This window comes from Streptomyces sp. WMMC500 (genome assembly GCF_027497195.1).
GTDB lineage: Bacteria > Actinomycetota > Actinomycetes > Streptomycetales > Streptomycetaceae > Streptomyces.
Map to the genome: position 1 here is coordinate 6,560,368 of NZ_CP114905.1, position 12,603 is coordinate 6,572,970.

Below are 12,603 nucleotides of genomic sequence, written 5' to 3' on the forward strand. Positions count from 1 at the left end.
ACGATGCGCCCCGTACCGCCCGACTCGTACGAAGGAGGCCGGGAACATGGCCGGGGAGCCGCAGGCCGACTGCCTGTTCTGCAAGATCACCTCGGGGGACGTGCCCGCGACGGTCGTCCGCGAGACCGCGACGACGATCGCCTTCCGCGACATCAACCCGCAGGCGCCCACGCACGTCCTCGTCATCCCCAAGGCCCACTACCCGGACGCCGGCAGCCTCGCCGCCGCCGACCCGCAGCTCGTCGCGGACATACTGCGCGAGACCGCCGAGGTCGCCGCCGAGGATAAGATCGACGCCACCGGCTACCGCGTCGTGTTCAACACCGGCACCGGCGCCGGCCAGACCGTCTTCCACGCGCACGCCCACGTGCTCGGCGGACGCGGCCTGAACTGGCCCCCCGGGTAGCGCGGACCGCCCGGACTTGCCCGCACGCGAACTCGTCGTCCTCGGCACCGCCAGCCAGGTCCCCACCCGCCAGCGCAACCACAACGGCTACGTGCTGCGCTGGGACGGCGACGCCATCCTCTTCGACCCCGGCGAGGGCACCCAGCGCCAGATGCTGCGCGCCGGCGTGGCCGCGTACGGCCTGACCCGCGTCTGCGTCACCCACTTCCACGGCGACCACTGCCTGGGCCTGCCCGGCGTCATCCAGCGCATCAACCTCGACCGCGTCCCGCACCCCGTGACCGTGCACTTCCCGGCGAGCGGGCGGGAGTTCTACGAGCGGCTGCGGTACGCGAGCGCGTACCGGGAGACCACGAAGATCGAGGCGGGCCCGGTCGAGGCGGACGGCGTCATCGCCGCCACCCCCGCGTACACCCTGGAGGCCCGCAAGCTGCACCACCCCGTGGACGCGTACGGCTACCGCCTCGTCGAGCCGGACGGCCGCCGGATGCTCCCCGGTCTCCTCGCGCGCGCGGGCATCGCGGGGCCGGACATCTCGCGGCTGCAGCGCGAGGGCTCGCTGCGGGGCGTGCGGCTGGAGGAGGTCTCGGAGCCGCGCCGGGGGCAGCGGGTCGCGTTCATCATGGACACGGGGCTGTGCGAGGGGGTGTACGCGCTGGCGGAGGAGGCGGACCTGCTGGTCATCGAGTCGACGTTCCTGGGCGCGGAGACCGATCTGGCCGTCGAGTACGGGCATCTGACGGCGGCTCAGGCGGCGGGGGTGGCGATCGCGGCGGGCGTACGGCACCTGGTGCTGACGCACTTCTCGCAGCGCTATCCGGACCCGGGGGACTTCGCGCGGGAGGCGCGGGAGGCGGGGTACGCGGGGCCGCTGACGGTGGCGACGGACCTGGGCAGGGTGGCGGTGCCGGCGCGGCGCTGAGGCGGCCGGGGGCGGGCCGGGCCCCGGGGCCGGTCAGGCCGGAGGGCTGGCCGCCGGCCCCGCCCCGGTTTCCGTACGGGCGGGCCGGCGGGTGCGGCGCAGGGTGCGCACTGCCAGGGCCGCCCCGAGCAGTGCGGCGCAGAACGCGGCGACGGCCGCCGGGCCTGCGGCGTCCACGGCGTCGGCGAGGGCGCGTTGGGTGGTGCCGGCCGCCTCGATCACGGGGTCGGTGGTGGCGGGGTCGTCCTGGGCGCGGATCTCGTACCAGCCGTAGTAGGCCACGTAGGCGCCGACGAGGAGGAGCACCCCGCCGCCGAGGCGCGGCGTGGCGGCGCCGAGGCGGCGCAGCGGGGCGACGGCGGTTGTACGGGTGAGCGCGACGCTCAGGGAGGCGGCACCGACGATCAGCCCCATCCCGGCGGCGTAGGCGACGAACAGGACGATGCCCTCCGCGGTGCTGCCACTGCGGAAGGCGGAGACGACGATCGCGAGGAAGGGGGCGATGGTGCAGCCGAGGGACGCGGTGGCGTAGGCCATGCCGAACAGCGCCATCGAGGGCAGGGAACGGGACAGCTTCGGTGCCCGCCGGAGTTTCGGGGCGAGGACCGCCAGCCGGCGGCCGGCGAGCAGCCAGGCGCCGGCGGCGGCGACGAGCAGGCCGAAGGCGATGGTGAACCAGGGCAACTGCTCCTGGACCTGTCCGGCGACGGGCTGGACGGCGAGGCCGAAGACGCCGAAGAGGGCGGCGAAGCCGACGGTCATGGCGGCGGTGGCGGCGAGGGCGCGGCCGACGGCGACGGTGCGGCCGGGCGGGTCGTCGCCGAGGACGAGAAGGGACAGGTAGGCGGGGAGCAGGGCGAAGCCGCACGGGTTGACGGCGGCGAGCATCCCGGCGCCGAGCGCGAGGGCGAGGGGCAGGTCCGCCATGCCGGTTCAGCCGGTGACGGTGGCGAGCTTGTCCGCCAGGCCGTCGCCGCCGGGGAGTACACCCTCGTAGACGGTCTTGCCGTCCTTGTCGAGGATCACGTAGACGCTCTGCTCGATGATCCCGAACTTCTTCCAGACGTCCCCGGCCTCGTCGGACAGGTGCGGGAAGGCGCCGACCTGCATGTCGGCGACGAAGTCCCGCATGGCCTGGGGCTCGTCGAGCCCGGCCACGCCCAGCACGTTGGCCCGGCCCTGGAACTCGGACGCGACCTTGGCGGTTTCGGCACTCTGGCCCTGGCAGACGGTGCACCACGGGGCCCAGAACCACAGCACGACGGGCTTGCCCGCGAGCGTCTTCGCGTCGAACGGCCTGCCGTCCACCGTGGTGCCGGTGAAGGACAGCGCCTCGGGCACCTCCGTCTCCGCCGCGCCGCCCTCTCCGCCCTCTCCACCCTCTCCGCTCTCTCCGCCGTCTCCGCCGTCACCGCTGTCCGCGGTCGCAGGTGGCTGGGCGGGGGAGGACGACTGCGCGGATTCGCCCCCCGCGTCGCCGGCGGATGGGGAGTCCTCGCCGGAGCACCCGGCGAGCGTGACGAGAGTGAGGAGGCCGGCGGTCAGCGTGGCCGGGATGAGGGTACGGGCGCGCAAGGGGACTCCTGTGGGTTCGGTCTCGGTGGTGAAGATAGCCCGTGGGGTCCGGGCGGGCGGCGCTTCACTTCTTACGGCTGGGTGACGTCTCTTACGGCTGGGTGACGTCGGCGGGCGGCGCTCCGGCACAACCGATGTTTCCGCCGCGTGCCCCCGGGCGATGCGCGAGTATGTTCGGCACACCTTGACGACGCCCAGAAGGTCACCGCGATGAACGGGCCCGTGCCGAACGACGACCGCGACCCGCACTCCCGGGTGGACAGCACCGTGCCGCACTCCGCACGGGTGTGGAACTACTGGCTCGGCGGCAAGGACAACTATGAGGTCGACCGCCAGGCGGGGGACGAGATGCTCGCCTTCGCCCCCGCCCTGGTCGCATCGGCGCGCGAGGACCGGCTGTTCCTCATCCGCTCGGTCCGCCTGCTCGCGAGCGAGCTCGGGATACGCCAGTTCCTGGACATCGGCACCGGCCTGCCCACCGCCGACAACACCCATGAGGTGGCCCAGCGCGCCGCTCCCGACGCCCGGGTCGTCTACGTGGACAACGACCCCCTGGTCCTCGCGCACGCCCGCGCCCTGCTCACCAGCACCGAGGAAGGCGCCACCGCCTACATCGACGCCGACGTGCACGATCCGCAGGAGATCCTGCGGGTCGCGGCGCACACGCTGGACTTCGCCAGGCCGGTCGCCGTCACCATGCTGGGCATCGTGAACCACATGCCCGACATCGAGGTGGCGCGCGCGGTCATCCGGAGGCTGATGGACGCGGTGCCGCCGGGCAGCTATCTGGTGATCTCCCACCCGACGACGGAGGTCGACACGGAGGCCATGCGCCAGGTGGCAGACCACTGGAACGGGCGGGGCAGCTCGCCGCTGGTCATCCGCTCGGCCGCCGAGGTCGAGAGCCTCTTCGCGGGCCTGGAACTGCTGGAGCCCGGAGTCGTCTCCTGCCCGCGCTGGCGCCCGGCCCCGGCGGAGGCACCGCAGGTCGGCACACGCGTCGACGTCGCACACTACTGCGGCGTCGCCCGAAAGCCCTGACGCGCTGTCGCGCCGCGCGAAGCGTGCGGCCGGGCCCGGCCTGTTCCGCCTGCCCGGCCCGTTCCGCCGGGCCGGACCGGGCAGTCGGCGAGGTGAGAGGGAGCGGCGGGGCGGTGTGCGGGCCGTTGTCAGTGGGTTGATGCAGACTGGCATCAGTCGGACAGGTGTTCCGTTATCGGTGCGGAGGGAGGTGCTCACGTGACCACGCCCACGGGCTCGTCCGCCCCGGCCCCGCCTGCAGTGGACCCGCTGAAGCACGTGCGCGGCCCCGCGGACCCGGCGGTCGACGTCTACCTGACGGGGACGGTCTTCCTGGACATCGTCTTCACCGGCCTGGACAGCGCCCCCGTCCGCGGCACGGAGTCCTGGGCCCGCGGCATGGGTTCCAGCCCCGGCGGGGTGGCGAACATGGCGACGGCCCTCGCCCGCCTCGGCCTGCGCACGTCCCTGTCCGCCGCCTTCGGCGACGACGTCTACGGCGACCACTGCCAGGAGGCCCTCGCCGGCGAGGGCGTCGACGTGTCCCTGTCCCGCACGTGCCGCGGCTGGCACTCGCCGGTCACGGTCTCCATGGCGTACGACGGCGAGCGCACCATGGTCTCGCACGGCCACGAGGCGCCGCCCCCCGACGAGCCCCCGCGCTGCCCGCCGCCGAGCCGCGCCTGCGTCGCGTCCCTCGCCCCGGACCGCCGGCAGCCGTGGATCGAGCAGGCCGCGCGGCACGGCAGCCGTATCTTCGCCGACGTCGGCTGGGACGAGACCGGCCGCTGGGACCTGGCGGAGATACCGGAGCTGGCGCACTGCGAGGCGTTCCTGCCGAACGCCGCGGAGGCCATGCGCTACACGCGGACGGACTCACCCCGCGCGGCGGCCCACGCGCTCGCGGAGCACGTGCCGGTGGTGGTGGTCACGATGGGTGCGGAGGGCGCCTACGCGGTGGACGGCCGCACGGGCGAGAGCGCCGAGGTGCCGGCGATATCGGTCGCGGCCCTGGACACCACCGGCGCCGGAGACGTCTTCGTCGCCGGCTTCGTCACCACGTCACTCGCCGACTACCCGCTGGCCGACCGCCTGGCGCTGGCCGGACTGACGGCGGCGCTGTCGGTCCAGGAGTTCGGCGGCTCCCAGTCGGCCCCCGGCTGGACGGAGGTCGCGGCCTGGTGGGAGCAGGTGCGCACGGTCCCCGAGCAGGACCCCCAGGCCCTGGCCCGCTACTCGTTCCTCGACGACATCACCCCCTGCGCCCCCCGCCGCTGGCCGCTGCGCCGAGCGGTGCCGACGATCGGCTTCCGCCCGGAACCGAAGGAGGAGTAGCCCCGGACCCCGGTCAGACCCGGGTCGTCCTCCGCAGCTCCCCGTCCGGGCAGGCCAGCAGAACCGGGGTCCCCGGCGGCTACAACAGGTGGTCGGCCTTGCCCGCTTTGATGTCCTGGATGAGTGTGCGCAGCGCTTCGCGTGTGTCCGTGAGGTAGGTGTCCTCCTGGCCTGCTACGGCTATGTAGGCGTTGCCGTCGTTGTCGGTGCCGATGCGGAAGCAGTTGTTGCCTTCGGCGCAGAAGGGGTCTTCCCACTTGATGTCTGTCACGGTCGGATTCCTTACAGGTCCCTGATAACGGCGTGAATGAAGTCTCTTGACGCTTCGGCGGGCAGGCTCATTCGGTCCATCCATTGCAAGTGAGCCCGATACTTCGAGAGTTGCAGCTCTGCATGCATGAACTCAGGGCTGTGGGCTGAGTCGAGTTGCGCCGTGTCGAGTTGAGGTACGGGCCCCTCCGCGTAGAGCAGCGCGTGCCCGGCTCCGGGGAAGCTTCCGAGTTCAACGGGTACGACACGCACGACGACGTTGGCTCGCTCGCTCCACTCGATCAGGGCGTTGAGCTGCCCTCTGGTCGCCTCTCGTCCACCGAACAGCATGCGAAGCGCGGCCTCGTGCACGTATCCCACGTACGTCACCGGTTCGTCGCGGACCAGAACGCACTGCCGGTCCATGCGATGAGCGACGCGCAGTTCGACTTCGAGGCGCGACAAGGCGGGGAGCCCCGCCGCGAAGACGCTCCGCGCGTAGTCCTCCGTTTGGAGTAGCCCAGGCACGTGGACAGTCTGAATGGTCTGAATACGGGTCGCGTGCCACTCCAGCTCGACGATGTCCAGAAGGGCGGGCGAGAGTCGCCCCCGGTACTCATCCCACCAGCGAGGCTTGGACGGCTGGGCCATGTCCACCAGCGCTTCCAGGTACCGGTCGTCCGCGCACTCGCAGTGTGTCGCCAGCGTCCGCAGACGGTCCGGGCTGATGTTGCGGATGCCTGTCTCGATGTTGGAGATCTTGCCTCGATCGACTCCCAGCAAGCCCGCGACGTACTCGGAGCTGAGTCCCGCCTCCGTGCGCAGCTTCTTGACCTCCGCGCCGAGTCTGCGTTGTCGCTGCGTAGGTGTGGTGCGTGGCGGCATCGATCGCCCTTCTCCTCGGACCATGGCCCAGTCTGCCGGGAGCGGCCAGCGTAATCCACTGGGGGGTGAACCATCACTTCAGGGGTGGTGTATGCACCACGTCACGCTCTACTGTAAGTCACGCGATGCTCACGCAAGGTGCACATGAAGAGCATCGCGCGAGCCTGCCCGCGGCCTCCTGCCGTAACGGCCCTGCCCCGACAACGCCTCTCGTGTCGCCAACGACACGCCCCCGTACCAGTGTTCACGCCGCCGAATGGAGTCGTCATGCCCGAGAACGCACCTACGGCACCCGCGATGTCCGACGCCGCCCCCGCCACCACCCCGCTCGCCCGCCGTACTTCCGCAGGTCGTCCCGGTCACCAACCGGTCGCAGGGCGGGCGCGAACCAGCCTGCCCGCCTACTCGCTCGGCTCGCCGTACGCCCTCTGCGCTGGTCCGGCGGTCACTCAGTGCCCGCCGCCCCCGCCGGACCTCGGGGAGCCCTCCGCCGCCTGCTTCGTCTACGGGCTGACGCTCCCCTCAGCCGCCTGGGCGCCGGTGGTCGCGTACCAGGCGGCCGAGGCCGTCCTCGACGTGCACGGAGCCGCGGACGGGCTGGTCGAGCCCACACTCGGTCTCGTCCACGAACTCGCCGTCCACGCCTGCCGCTTCACCGGGGCGGGGGAGATGGTCCACCTCGTACTCCGCCGCTCCGACGGCGTCCTGCACGTGGTGGCGTACGACACGCACACCCCGCACCTCAACTCCCGGCTCGCCGCTCAGTGCGCCGAACGCCGCCGGGTGTCTCTCGCGGTGGTTCGTGAACTGGCGGAAGGGCGGGGCGGGGAGTGGGGGTTCGCCGCCTCGCACCCGCCCGCCCCGGGGGTGTGCACCTGGGCCTCGATCGCGTGCGACGGGCAGGACCCGGTGGCGTCGGGCGCGGCCGGGACGGAGGTCGCCTGACCGGCCGCGGGGCGGGGGTCCGGCGCGGCAGGCGCCGGGCCCGTCGTCGTAGCGGTGTGACTCGGATACGGCCCAAACGGGCCATGGGATGGCCTCGGCGATGCGCGGGCGGTCCAGTCGTCGCCTCAGTATCCGTCGCGGACCACCGCCAACCCGCCGACCCGGGTCATGATGCCCGCCGGCCCGTGCCGGGCCGAAGCGAGCACGCTGGCCGGTCGACCGAGGGTGTCGCCCTGCTCCACCTCGATCGCGACCGTCTGCGCTCCCGTCGTGTCGAGCAGGTGGGCCGCCAGGCAGCCGGTGCTGTTGGCGTTGGCGACGTCCTCGTCGACACCGATCGTCGGCGCGAACATCCGCGCCGCACCCGGTCGGCCGCCCACCGGCGGTACGTACACGAAACAGCCGAGGAGCCCGTACCGCCGGCACGCCGCTGTCAGCCTGCCGAGGTGTGGGCGGACTCGGAGCAGCGCCGACCGGTCGTGGACCGGTACCAGCACGCGTGGTGCGCCGGGCGCGGCGATCCGTGGCGCGTCGGTCGGATGCGGATCGTCCGCCGTGAGCCCGAGCGCGGCGACGATCGCGGCGTGCTCGTCCGGTGCCGGGTGGCGCAGCGCGACGAGGCCCTGGTCGAACCACACCTCGATGCCGGCGGGGCGGCGGATCGCGGTGGTGTCGAACGTGCGCCCGCCGGTGTGCTGGCGGTCGTTCAGCTCGCTCAGCGCGGTACGGGTCAACCGGACGGCCTGCGCGGCAACGGTGCCGTGGCCGCAGCCGGACAGTTCGGCGGTGGCGGTGAAGAAACGGACCGGCCGGCCACCGTCCGGCGTCCGCCCCGGGCCGAGGAACGCCGCGTGCGAGGTGCCGGCCGCAGCAGCGACCGCACGCCGGTCCGCGTCCGTCGCCGCCGGGTCGTCGTCGGTGACGGCCGTGGGGCTACCGCCCCGGCAGTCGCGCCGCACGCACGCATCAACCACCGTGACATCCGGCCAGGACATCGGTCAGTCGATGCCTTCGACGATGCGGAAGTCGCGCTCGACGCCGTCGGAGAGGGCGGCCAGCGCCTCCTGGTAGGCCGCACTCTCGCGCGTCGCGACGGCCTGCTCGAAGCTGTCGAACTCGACCAGGACGGTGCGCTCGGCGATTCCGGCGTCATACGCCACGACCCGGCCGCCAAGGACGATGGTGCGGCCGCCCCCGGGCTCGACGGCCAGGCGGGCCAGCTTGTTGTAAGCGGCCAGCTTTTCAGGATCCGAAATGGTGCGGTAGACGCTGACCCAGTAGCCCTTGGGCATGGAACCTCCAGTGTGGGACGAGTGCATCCGTCGCGTTCGTTTCGAAATCAGAAACGCCGAGTGGATGCTAGTGTTTCGAATAACGAAACGCAAGGAGGGTCATGCCGACACCGCGCCCAGGAACACCGGTTCGTGGATCGACGACCGGCCGTCCCCTCATGGCCGCGCTGGACCTGTTCGGCCGTCGGTGGGCGCTGCGCATTCTCTGGGAACTGCGTGCGGGTCCGCTCGGCGCCCGCGCGCTGTTGGCACGGTGCGAAGGTCTGTCATCCAGCGTTCTCTACCAGCGCCTCCGCGAACTCGCATCGAGCGGGATCATCGCCCAGTCAGCCGATGGCTACGAGCTCACTCGGCTGGGGACAGCCCTCCGTGATGCCCTTCGTCCGCTCGACGAATGGGCGAACTCCTGGGCGGAGGAGCAAGAACACAACGATCAGGGGCCCACGGAGGCGTGAAGGTCACGCCCGACCAGGCTCCCGGTTCCGTCAGGTCCGGGTGGTGCTGCGGACCTCCCCGTCCGGGCCGGCGAGCAGAATCGGGGTCCCCGGCCCGCCGAGGTCCCGCACGGCCGCGAGGTCCGCGTCCGCGGGCGTTCCCGCCTCGGTGACGACCGCCGCGGCCTCCAGCGACGTGGCGCCGCTGGCGACGGCCATCGCCACGGCGGTCTGGAGCGCGGTCAGCCGCAGCGACTCCAGCGCCACGGTGCCCGCGACGTAGGTGCGGCCGGTCTCGTCCCGTACGGCCGCCCCCTCCGGCACGGCGTTACGCGCGCGGGTGCTGCGCGCCAGCGTAACGATCTTGCGGTCCTCGGGATCCAGCGCGCTGCTCTCACTCATACCGCCGAGCATACGAACCACCCGCCCCCGCCCGGGGCACCGTCCCCGGCTACGGGCCCTCGTCCTGTTCCTCCGGCGCCTCCCGCACCGGCTCCACCAGCACCGTCACGATCTTGTTCCGGCGCCCCGCCGGCGACTCCGCCGTCAGCCGCAGCGCCCTCAGCCCCGGGTCGGAACCGTCGTGCGTGACGTCGACCTCCGCCGTCGCCCCCGCGATCGGCACCCGGCCCAACTGCTTCGCCAGCAGCCCGCCGACCGTCTCCACGTCCTCGTCGTCCAGCTCCAGGTCGTACAGCTCGCCCAGGTCGCCGATGTCCAGCCGGGCCGTCACCCGGTAGCGGCCCTCGCCCAGCTCCGCCGCCGGCGGCAGCTCCCGGTCGTACTCGTCGGTGATCTCGCCGACGATCTCCTCCAGGATGTCCTCGATCGTCACGATCCCCGCCGTCGACCCGTACTCGTCGATGACGACCGCCACGTGGATCCGCTGCTGCTGCATCTCCCGCAGCATGTCCGCGGCCTTCTTCGTGTCCGGAACGAACGCCGCCGGCCGCATCGCCGTCGACACCAGCTCCGACTCGGCCTCCCGGCTGATGTGCACCTTCCGCGCCAGGTCCTTCAGATACACCACGCCGACCACGTCGTCCTCGCTCTCACCCGTCACCGGGATCCGCGAGAAACCGGAGCGCAGCGCGAGCGTCAGGGCCTGCCGCAGCGTCTTGTACCGCTCGATGGTCACCACGTCCGTCCGCGGCACCATCACCTCGCGCACCAGCGTGTCGCCGAGTTCGAAGACCGAGTGGACCATCCGCCGCTCGTCGTCCTCGATCAGCGACTCCTTCTCCGCCAGGTCCACCATCGCGCGCAGCTCCGCCTCCGACGCGAACGGGCCCTGGCGGAAGCCCCTGCCCGGCGTCAGCGCGTTGCCCAGCAGGATCAGCAGCCGCGGCACCGGGCCCATCACGCGCGCCAGCGGCAGCAGCACGTACGCGGCGGCCGTCGCGGTCACCACCGGGTGCTGGCGCCCGATGGTGCGCGGCGAGACGCCGATCGCGACGTACGAGACGAGGACCATCGCGGAGATCGCGACCGTCAACGCCTCCCACGTGCGGTCGAAATGGCGCAGGCAGCCGTACGTCACGAGCGCGCCCGCCGCCATCTCGCAGCCGACCCGCACCAACAGCGCCACGTTCAGATAGCGCACCGGGTCCGACGTCACCGCCAGCAGCTTCGCCGACCCGCGCTGCCCGGCCCGTACCGCCTCCTCGGCCGCGATCCGCGTCGTCCGCGCCAGCGCCGTCTCCGCACACGACGCCAGCCAGCCGCCGCCCACGAGCAGGACCGCCGCGGCGATCAGCCGGGCGGTCATCGCTCGGTGGGCGCGGGCGACGGCCCGGCCACGCCGCGCTCCGCGCGCCAGCCGTCGACGATCGCCTTCTGCAGACCGAACATCTCGGCCTTCTCCGCGGGATCCTCGTGCTCGTAGCCGAGGAGGTGCAGCACGCCGTGCACCGTGAGCAACTGCAGTTCCTCGTCCATGGAGTGCCCGGTCGGCGCCGCCGCACCCTGCCGGCGGGCGACGTCGGGACAGAGCACGATGTCACCGAGGAGTCCCTGCACGGGCTCCTCGTCGTCCTTGGCGGGCGGCCGCAGCTCGTCCATCGGGAACGACATCACGTCCGTCGGCCCCGTCTCGTCCATCCACTGCACGTGCAACTGCTCCATCGCGGCGGGGTCGACGAGGATCACCGACAGCTCGGACAGCGGATGGATCCGCATCCGCGCCAGCGCGTACCGGGCGACGTCGAGCACGGCCTCCTCGTCGGCTTCGACCCCGGACTCGTTGTTGACCTCGACGGACACGGGATCAGGCCCTGCCGTTCCTGTCGCCGCCGTTCTTGACGTCGTACTTGTCGTACGCCTCGACGATGCGGCTCACCAGCTTGTGCCGGACGACGTCCTTACTGGTCAGCGTGGAGAAATGCACGTCCTGCACCCCGTCCAGGATCCCCTGCACCTGCCGCAGCCCGCTCCTCGTCCCGCCCGGCAGGTCGACCTGCGTGATGTCGCCGGTGACGACGATCTTAGAGTTGAACCCGAGGCGGGTGAGGAACATCTTCATCTGCTCGGGATTCGTGTTCTGCGCCTCGTCGAGGATGATGAACGCGTCATTAAGGCTGCGACCACGCATGTAGGCCAGCGGGGCCACCTCGATGGTGCCCGCGGCCATCAGGCGCGGGATCGAGTCCGGGTCCAGCATGTCGTGCAGCGCGTCGTACAGCGGGCGCAGGTACGGGTCGATCTTCTCGTACAGCGTGCCCGGCAGGAAGCCGAGGCGTTCGCCCGCCTCGACCGCGGGGCGGGTCAGGATGATGCGGTTGACCTGCTTGGACTGCAGGGCCTGGACCGCCTTGGCCATCGCCAGGTACGTCTTGCCCGTGCCGGCGGGACCGATGCCGAAGACGATCGTGTGCTTGTCGATGGCGTCGACGTAGCGCTTCTGGTTCAGCGTCTTCGGGCGGATCGTCTTGCCGCGGTTGGACAGGATGTTCTGCGTCAGGACCTCGGAGGGGGCGTGGTGGCCGCCGGCCTCGTCGTCGCGGTCGGACTTGAGCATGGCGATCGTCCGCTCCACCGCGTCCTCCGTCATGGGGGCGCCGGTGCGCAGGACGAGCAGCATCTCGTCGAAGAGGCGCTGGACGAGGGTGACTTCCTCGGGGGCGCCGACGGCGCTGACCTCGTTTCCCCGCACGTGGATGTCGGTGCTGGGGAACGCCTTCTCGATGACCCGCAGGAGGGAGTCTCCGGAGCCCAGCACCGTCACCATGGGGTGCTTCGCCGGGATGGTGATCTGGGCGCGGGCCTGTCCCTCTTCGGGGGTGCGGCTTACGGGTGTCTGTGTCATGGGCCGGCCCTCGGGCCTGAATCTCATCCCACTTCTTCGCTCGCGTGACTGTGAGGAGGACCCGCCGGACGGACCACGCCCGGGGTCCCGACGCCTGCTCCACGCGCAGGCCCTGACGCCATCGTAACGGGGTGAGGTGCGGCTGTGGCCAGTGAGTTTCGACGGCCGTACGCCAGACGTGTGGGAGACGCGCGGGTGCCTGCTCACGGGCTACCGCGGTACCGGGGTAGCCCGTG

At 71.9% G+C, this 12,603-nt stretch carries 16 protein-coding genes; 6 read left to right on the forward strand and 10 right to left on the reverse strand.

Translation table 11 applies throughout. From position 1 onward, the window contains the following. Positions 1-46: 46 nt before the first annotated feature. Positions 47-406, forward strand: coding sequence for a histidine triad nucleotide-binding protein (locus O7599_RS28195; protein WP_281618410.1), 360 nt, complete (start codon positions 47-49; stop codon positions 404-406). A gap of 16 nt (positions 407-422) precedes the next feature. Beyond that, positions 423-1,328, forward strand: coding sequence for a ribonuclease Z (locus O7599_RS28200; protein ID WP_281618411.1), 906 nt, complete (start codon positions 423-425; stop codon positions 1,326-1,328). A 33-nt stretch (positions 1,329-1,361) separates the two neighbouring features. Here the strand turns inward: O7599_RS28200 and O7599_RS28205 are convergent, their stop codons facing one another. Both O7599_RS28205 and O7599_RS28210 read right to left on the reverse strand, forming a co-directional pair. Beyond that, on the reverse strand, positions 1,362-2,255 hold the full coding sequence (locus tag O7599_RS28205) for a cytochrome c biogenesis protein CcdA (RefSeq protein WP_281618412.1): 894 nt from the start codon (positions 2,253-2,255) through the stop codon (positions 1,362-1,364). Positions 2,256-2,261: 6 nt separating this feature from the next. Next, a complete protein-coding gene (locus tag O7599_RS28210; protein ID WP_281618413.1) occupies positions 2,262-2,903 on the reverse strand; it encodes a redoxin domain-containing protein in 642 nt (213 codons plus the stop codon). A gap of 210 nt (positions 2,904-3,113) precedes the next feature. Between O7599_RS28210 and O7599_RS28215 the strand changes: the two genes are divergently transcribed. Beyond that, the gene (locus O7599_RS28215) at positions 3,114-3,944 is read left to right on the forward strand and encodes an SAM-dependent methyltransferase (RefSeq protein WP_281618414.1); all 831 of its coding nucleotides are present in this window, start codon (positions 3,114-3,116) and stop codon (positions 3,942-3,944) included. 198 nt (positions 3,945-4,142) lie between these two features. Continuing rightward, the gene (locus tag O7599_RS28220) at positions 4,143-5,258 is read left to right on the forward strand and encodes a PfkB family carbohydrate kinase (RefSeq protein WP_281618415.1); all 1,116 of its coding nucleotides are present in this window, start codon (positions 4,143-4,145) and stop codon (positions 5,256-5,258) included. A 79-nt stretch (positions 5,259-5,337) separates the two neighbouring features. On the opposite strand, the gene O7599_RS28225 is transcribed toward O7599_RS28220, so the two are convergent. Next, the gene (locus tag O7599_RS28225) at positions 5,338-5,529 is read right to left on the reverse strand and encodes a hypothetical protein (RefSeq protein WP_281618416.1); all 192 of its coding nucleotides are present in this window, start codon (positions 5,527-5,529) and stop codon (positions 5,338-5,340) included. A gap of 11 nt (positions 5,530-5,540) precedes the next feature. Beyond that, a complete protein-coding gene (locus O7599_RS28230) occupies positions 5,541-6,392 on the reverse strand; it encodes a helix-turn-helix transcriptional regulator (RefSeq protein ID WP_281618417.1) in 852 nt (283 codons plus the stop codon). A 267-nt stretch (positions 6,393-6,659) separates the two neighbouring features. Here O7599_RS28230 and O7599_RS28235 point away from each other — a divergent pair, with 267 nt between their 5' ends. Next, the gene (locus tag O7599_RS28235) at positions 6,660-7,337 is read left to right on the forward strand and encodes an ATP-binding protein (RefSeq protein ID WP_281618418.1); all 678 of its coding nucleotides are present in this window, start codon (positions 6,660-6,662) and stop codon (positions 7,335-7,337) included. A gap of 125 nt (positions 7,338-7,462) precedes the next feature. On the opposite strand, the gene O7599_RS28240 is transcribed toward O7599_RS28235, so the two are convergent. Together O7599_RS28240 and O7599_RS28245 are read right to left on the reverse strand one after the other, a co-directional pair. Beyond that, positions 7,463-8,332 (reverse strand): PhzF family phenazine biosynthesis isomerase, encoded by an 870-nt coding sequence (locus tag O7599_RS28240; protein WP_281618419.1) that lies wholly within the window; start codon positions 8,330-8,332, stop codon positions 7,463-7,465. Positions 8,333-8,335: 3 nt separating this feature from the next. Next, positions 8,336-8,629, reverse strand: a complete 294-nt coding sequence (locus O7599_RS28245) for a DUF1330 domain-containing protein (protein WP_281618420.1) — start codon at positions 8,627-8,629, stop codon at positions 8,336-8,338. Between the two features lie 158 nt (positions 8,630-8,787). Between O7599_RS28245 and O7599_RS28250 the strand changes: the two genes are divergently transcribed. Then, positions 8,788-9,084, forward strand: coding sequence for a helix-turn-helix domain-containing protein (locus O7599_RS28250; RefSeq protein WP_281618421.1), 297 nt, complete (start codon positions 8,788-8,790; stop codon positions 9,082-9,084). Positions 9,085-9,114: 30 nt separating this feature from the next. Here O7599_RS28250 and O7599_RS28255 read toward each other — a convergent pair whose 3' ends face one another. From O7599_RS28255 to O7599_RS28270, 4 genes are read right to left on the reverse strand one after another with little or no spacing between them, the layout of a single operon-like run. Continuing rightward, on the reverse strand, positions 9,115-9,465 hold the full coding sequence (locus tag O7599_RS28255; RefSeq protein ID WP_281618422.1) for a cytidine deaminase: 351 nt from the start codon (positions 9,463-9,465) through the stop codon (positions 9,115-9,117). 49 nt (positions 9,466-9,514) lie between these two features. Next, positions 9,515-10,831 carry a hemolysin family protein gene (locus tag O7599_RS28260; RefSeq protein WP_281618423.1) on the reverse strand — a complete coding sequence of 439 codons (1,317 nt, stop codon included), beginning with the start codon at positions 10,829-10,831 and terminating at the stop codon, positions 9,515-9,517. Further along, positions 10,828-11,325 (reverse strand): rRNA maturation RNase YbeY, encoded by a 498-nt coding sequence (ybeY, locus tag O7599_RS28265; protein WP_281618424.1) that lies wholly within the window; start codon positions 11,323-11,325, stop codon positions 10,828-10,830. The genes O7599_RS28260 and ybeY overlap by 4 nt, the downstream gene beginning before the upstream one ends. A 4-nt stretch (positions 11,326-11,329) precedes the next feature. Beyond that, positions 11,330-12,367: a PhoH family protein gene (locus O7599_RS28270; protein ID WP_281618425.1), complete on the reverse strand. Its 1,038-nt coding sequence runs from the start codon at positions 12,365-12,367 to the stop codon at positions 11,330-11,332. Between the last annotated feature and the right edge of the window lie 236 nt (positions 12,368-12,603).

Bases quoted from the DNA above. Each gene is read 5' to 3' on its own strand.
- O7599_RS28195 (WP_281618410.1), top strand. From the start codon at position 47: ATGGCCGGGGAGCCGCAGGCCGACTGCCTGTTCTGCAAGATCACCTCG.
- O7599_RS28205 (WP_281618412.1), bottom strand. From the start codon at position 2,255: ATGGCGGACCTGCCCCTCGCCCTCGCGCTCGGCGCCGGGATGCTCGCC.
- O7599_RS28215 (WP_281618414.1), top strand. From the start codon at position 3,114: ATGAACGGGCCCGTGCCGAACGACGACCGCGACCCGCACTCCCGGGTG.
- O7599_RS28230 (WP_281618417.1), bottom strand. From the start codon at position 6,392: ATGCCGCCACGCACCACACCTACGCAGCGACAACGCAGACTCGGCGCG.
- O7599_RS28235 (WP_281618418.1), top strand. From the start codon at position 6,660: ATGCCCGAGAACGCACCTACGGCACCCGCGATGTCCGACGCCGCCCCC.
- O7599_RS28240 (WP_281618419.1), bottom strand. From the start codon at position 8,332: ATGTCCTGGCCGGATGTCACGGTGGTTGATGCGTGCGTGCGGCGCGAC.
- O7599_RS28245 (WP_281618420.1), bottom strand. From the start codon at position 8,629: ATGCCCAAGGGCTACTGGGTCAGCGTCTACCGCACCATTTCGGATCCT.
- O7599_RS28250 (WP_281618421.1), top strand. From the start codon at position 8,788: ATGGCCGCGCTGGACCTGTTCGGCCGTCGGTGGGCGCTGCGCATTCTC.
- O7599_RS28255 (WP_281618422.1), bottom strand. From the start codon at position 9,465: ATGAGTGAGAGCAGCGCGCTGGATCCCGAGGACCGCAAGATCGTTACG.
- O7599_RS28260 (WP_281618423.1), bottom strand. From the start codon at position 10,831: ATGACCGCCCGGCTGATCGCCGCGGCGGTCCTGCTCGTGGGCGGCGGC.
- O7599_RS28270 (WP_281618425.1), bottom strand. From the start codon at position 12,367: ATGACACAGACACCCGTAAGCCGCACCCCCGAAGAGGGACAGGCCCGC.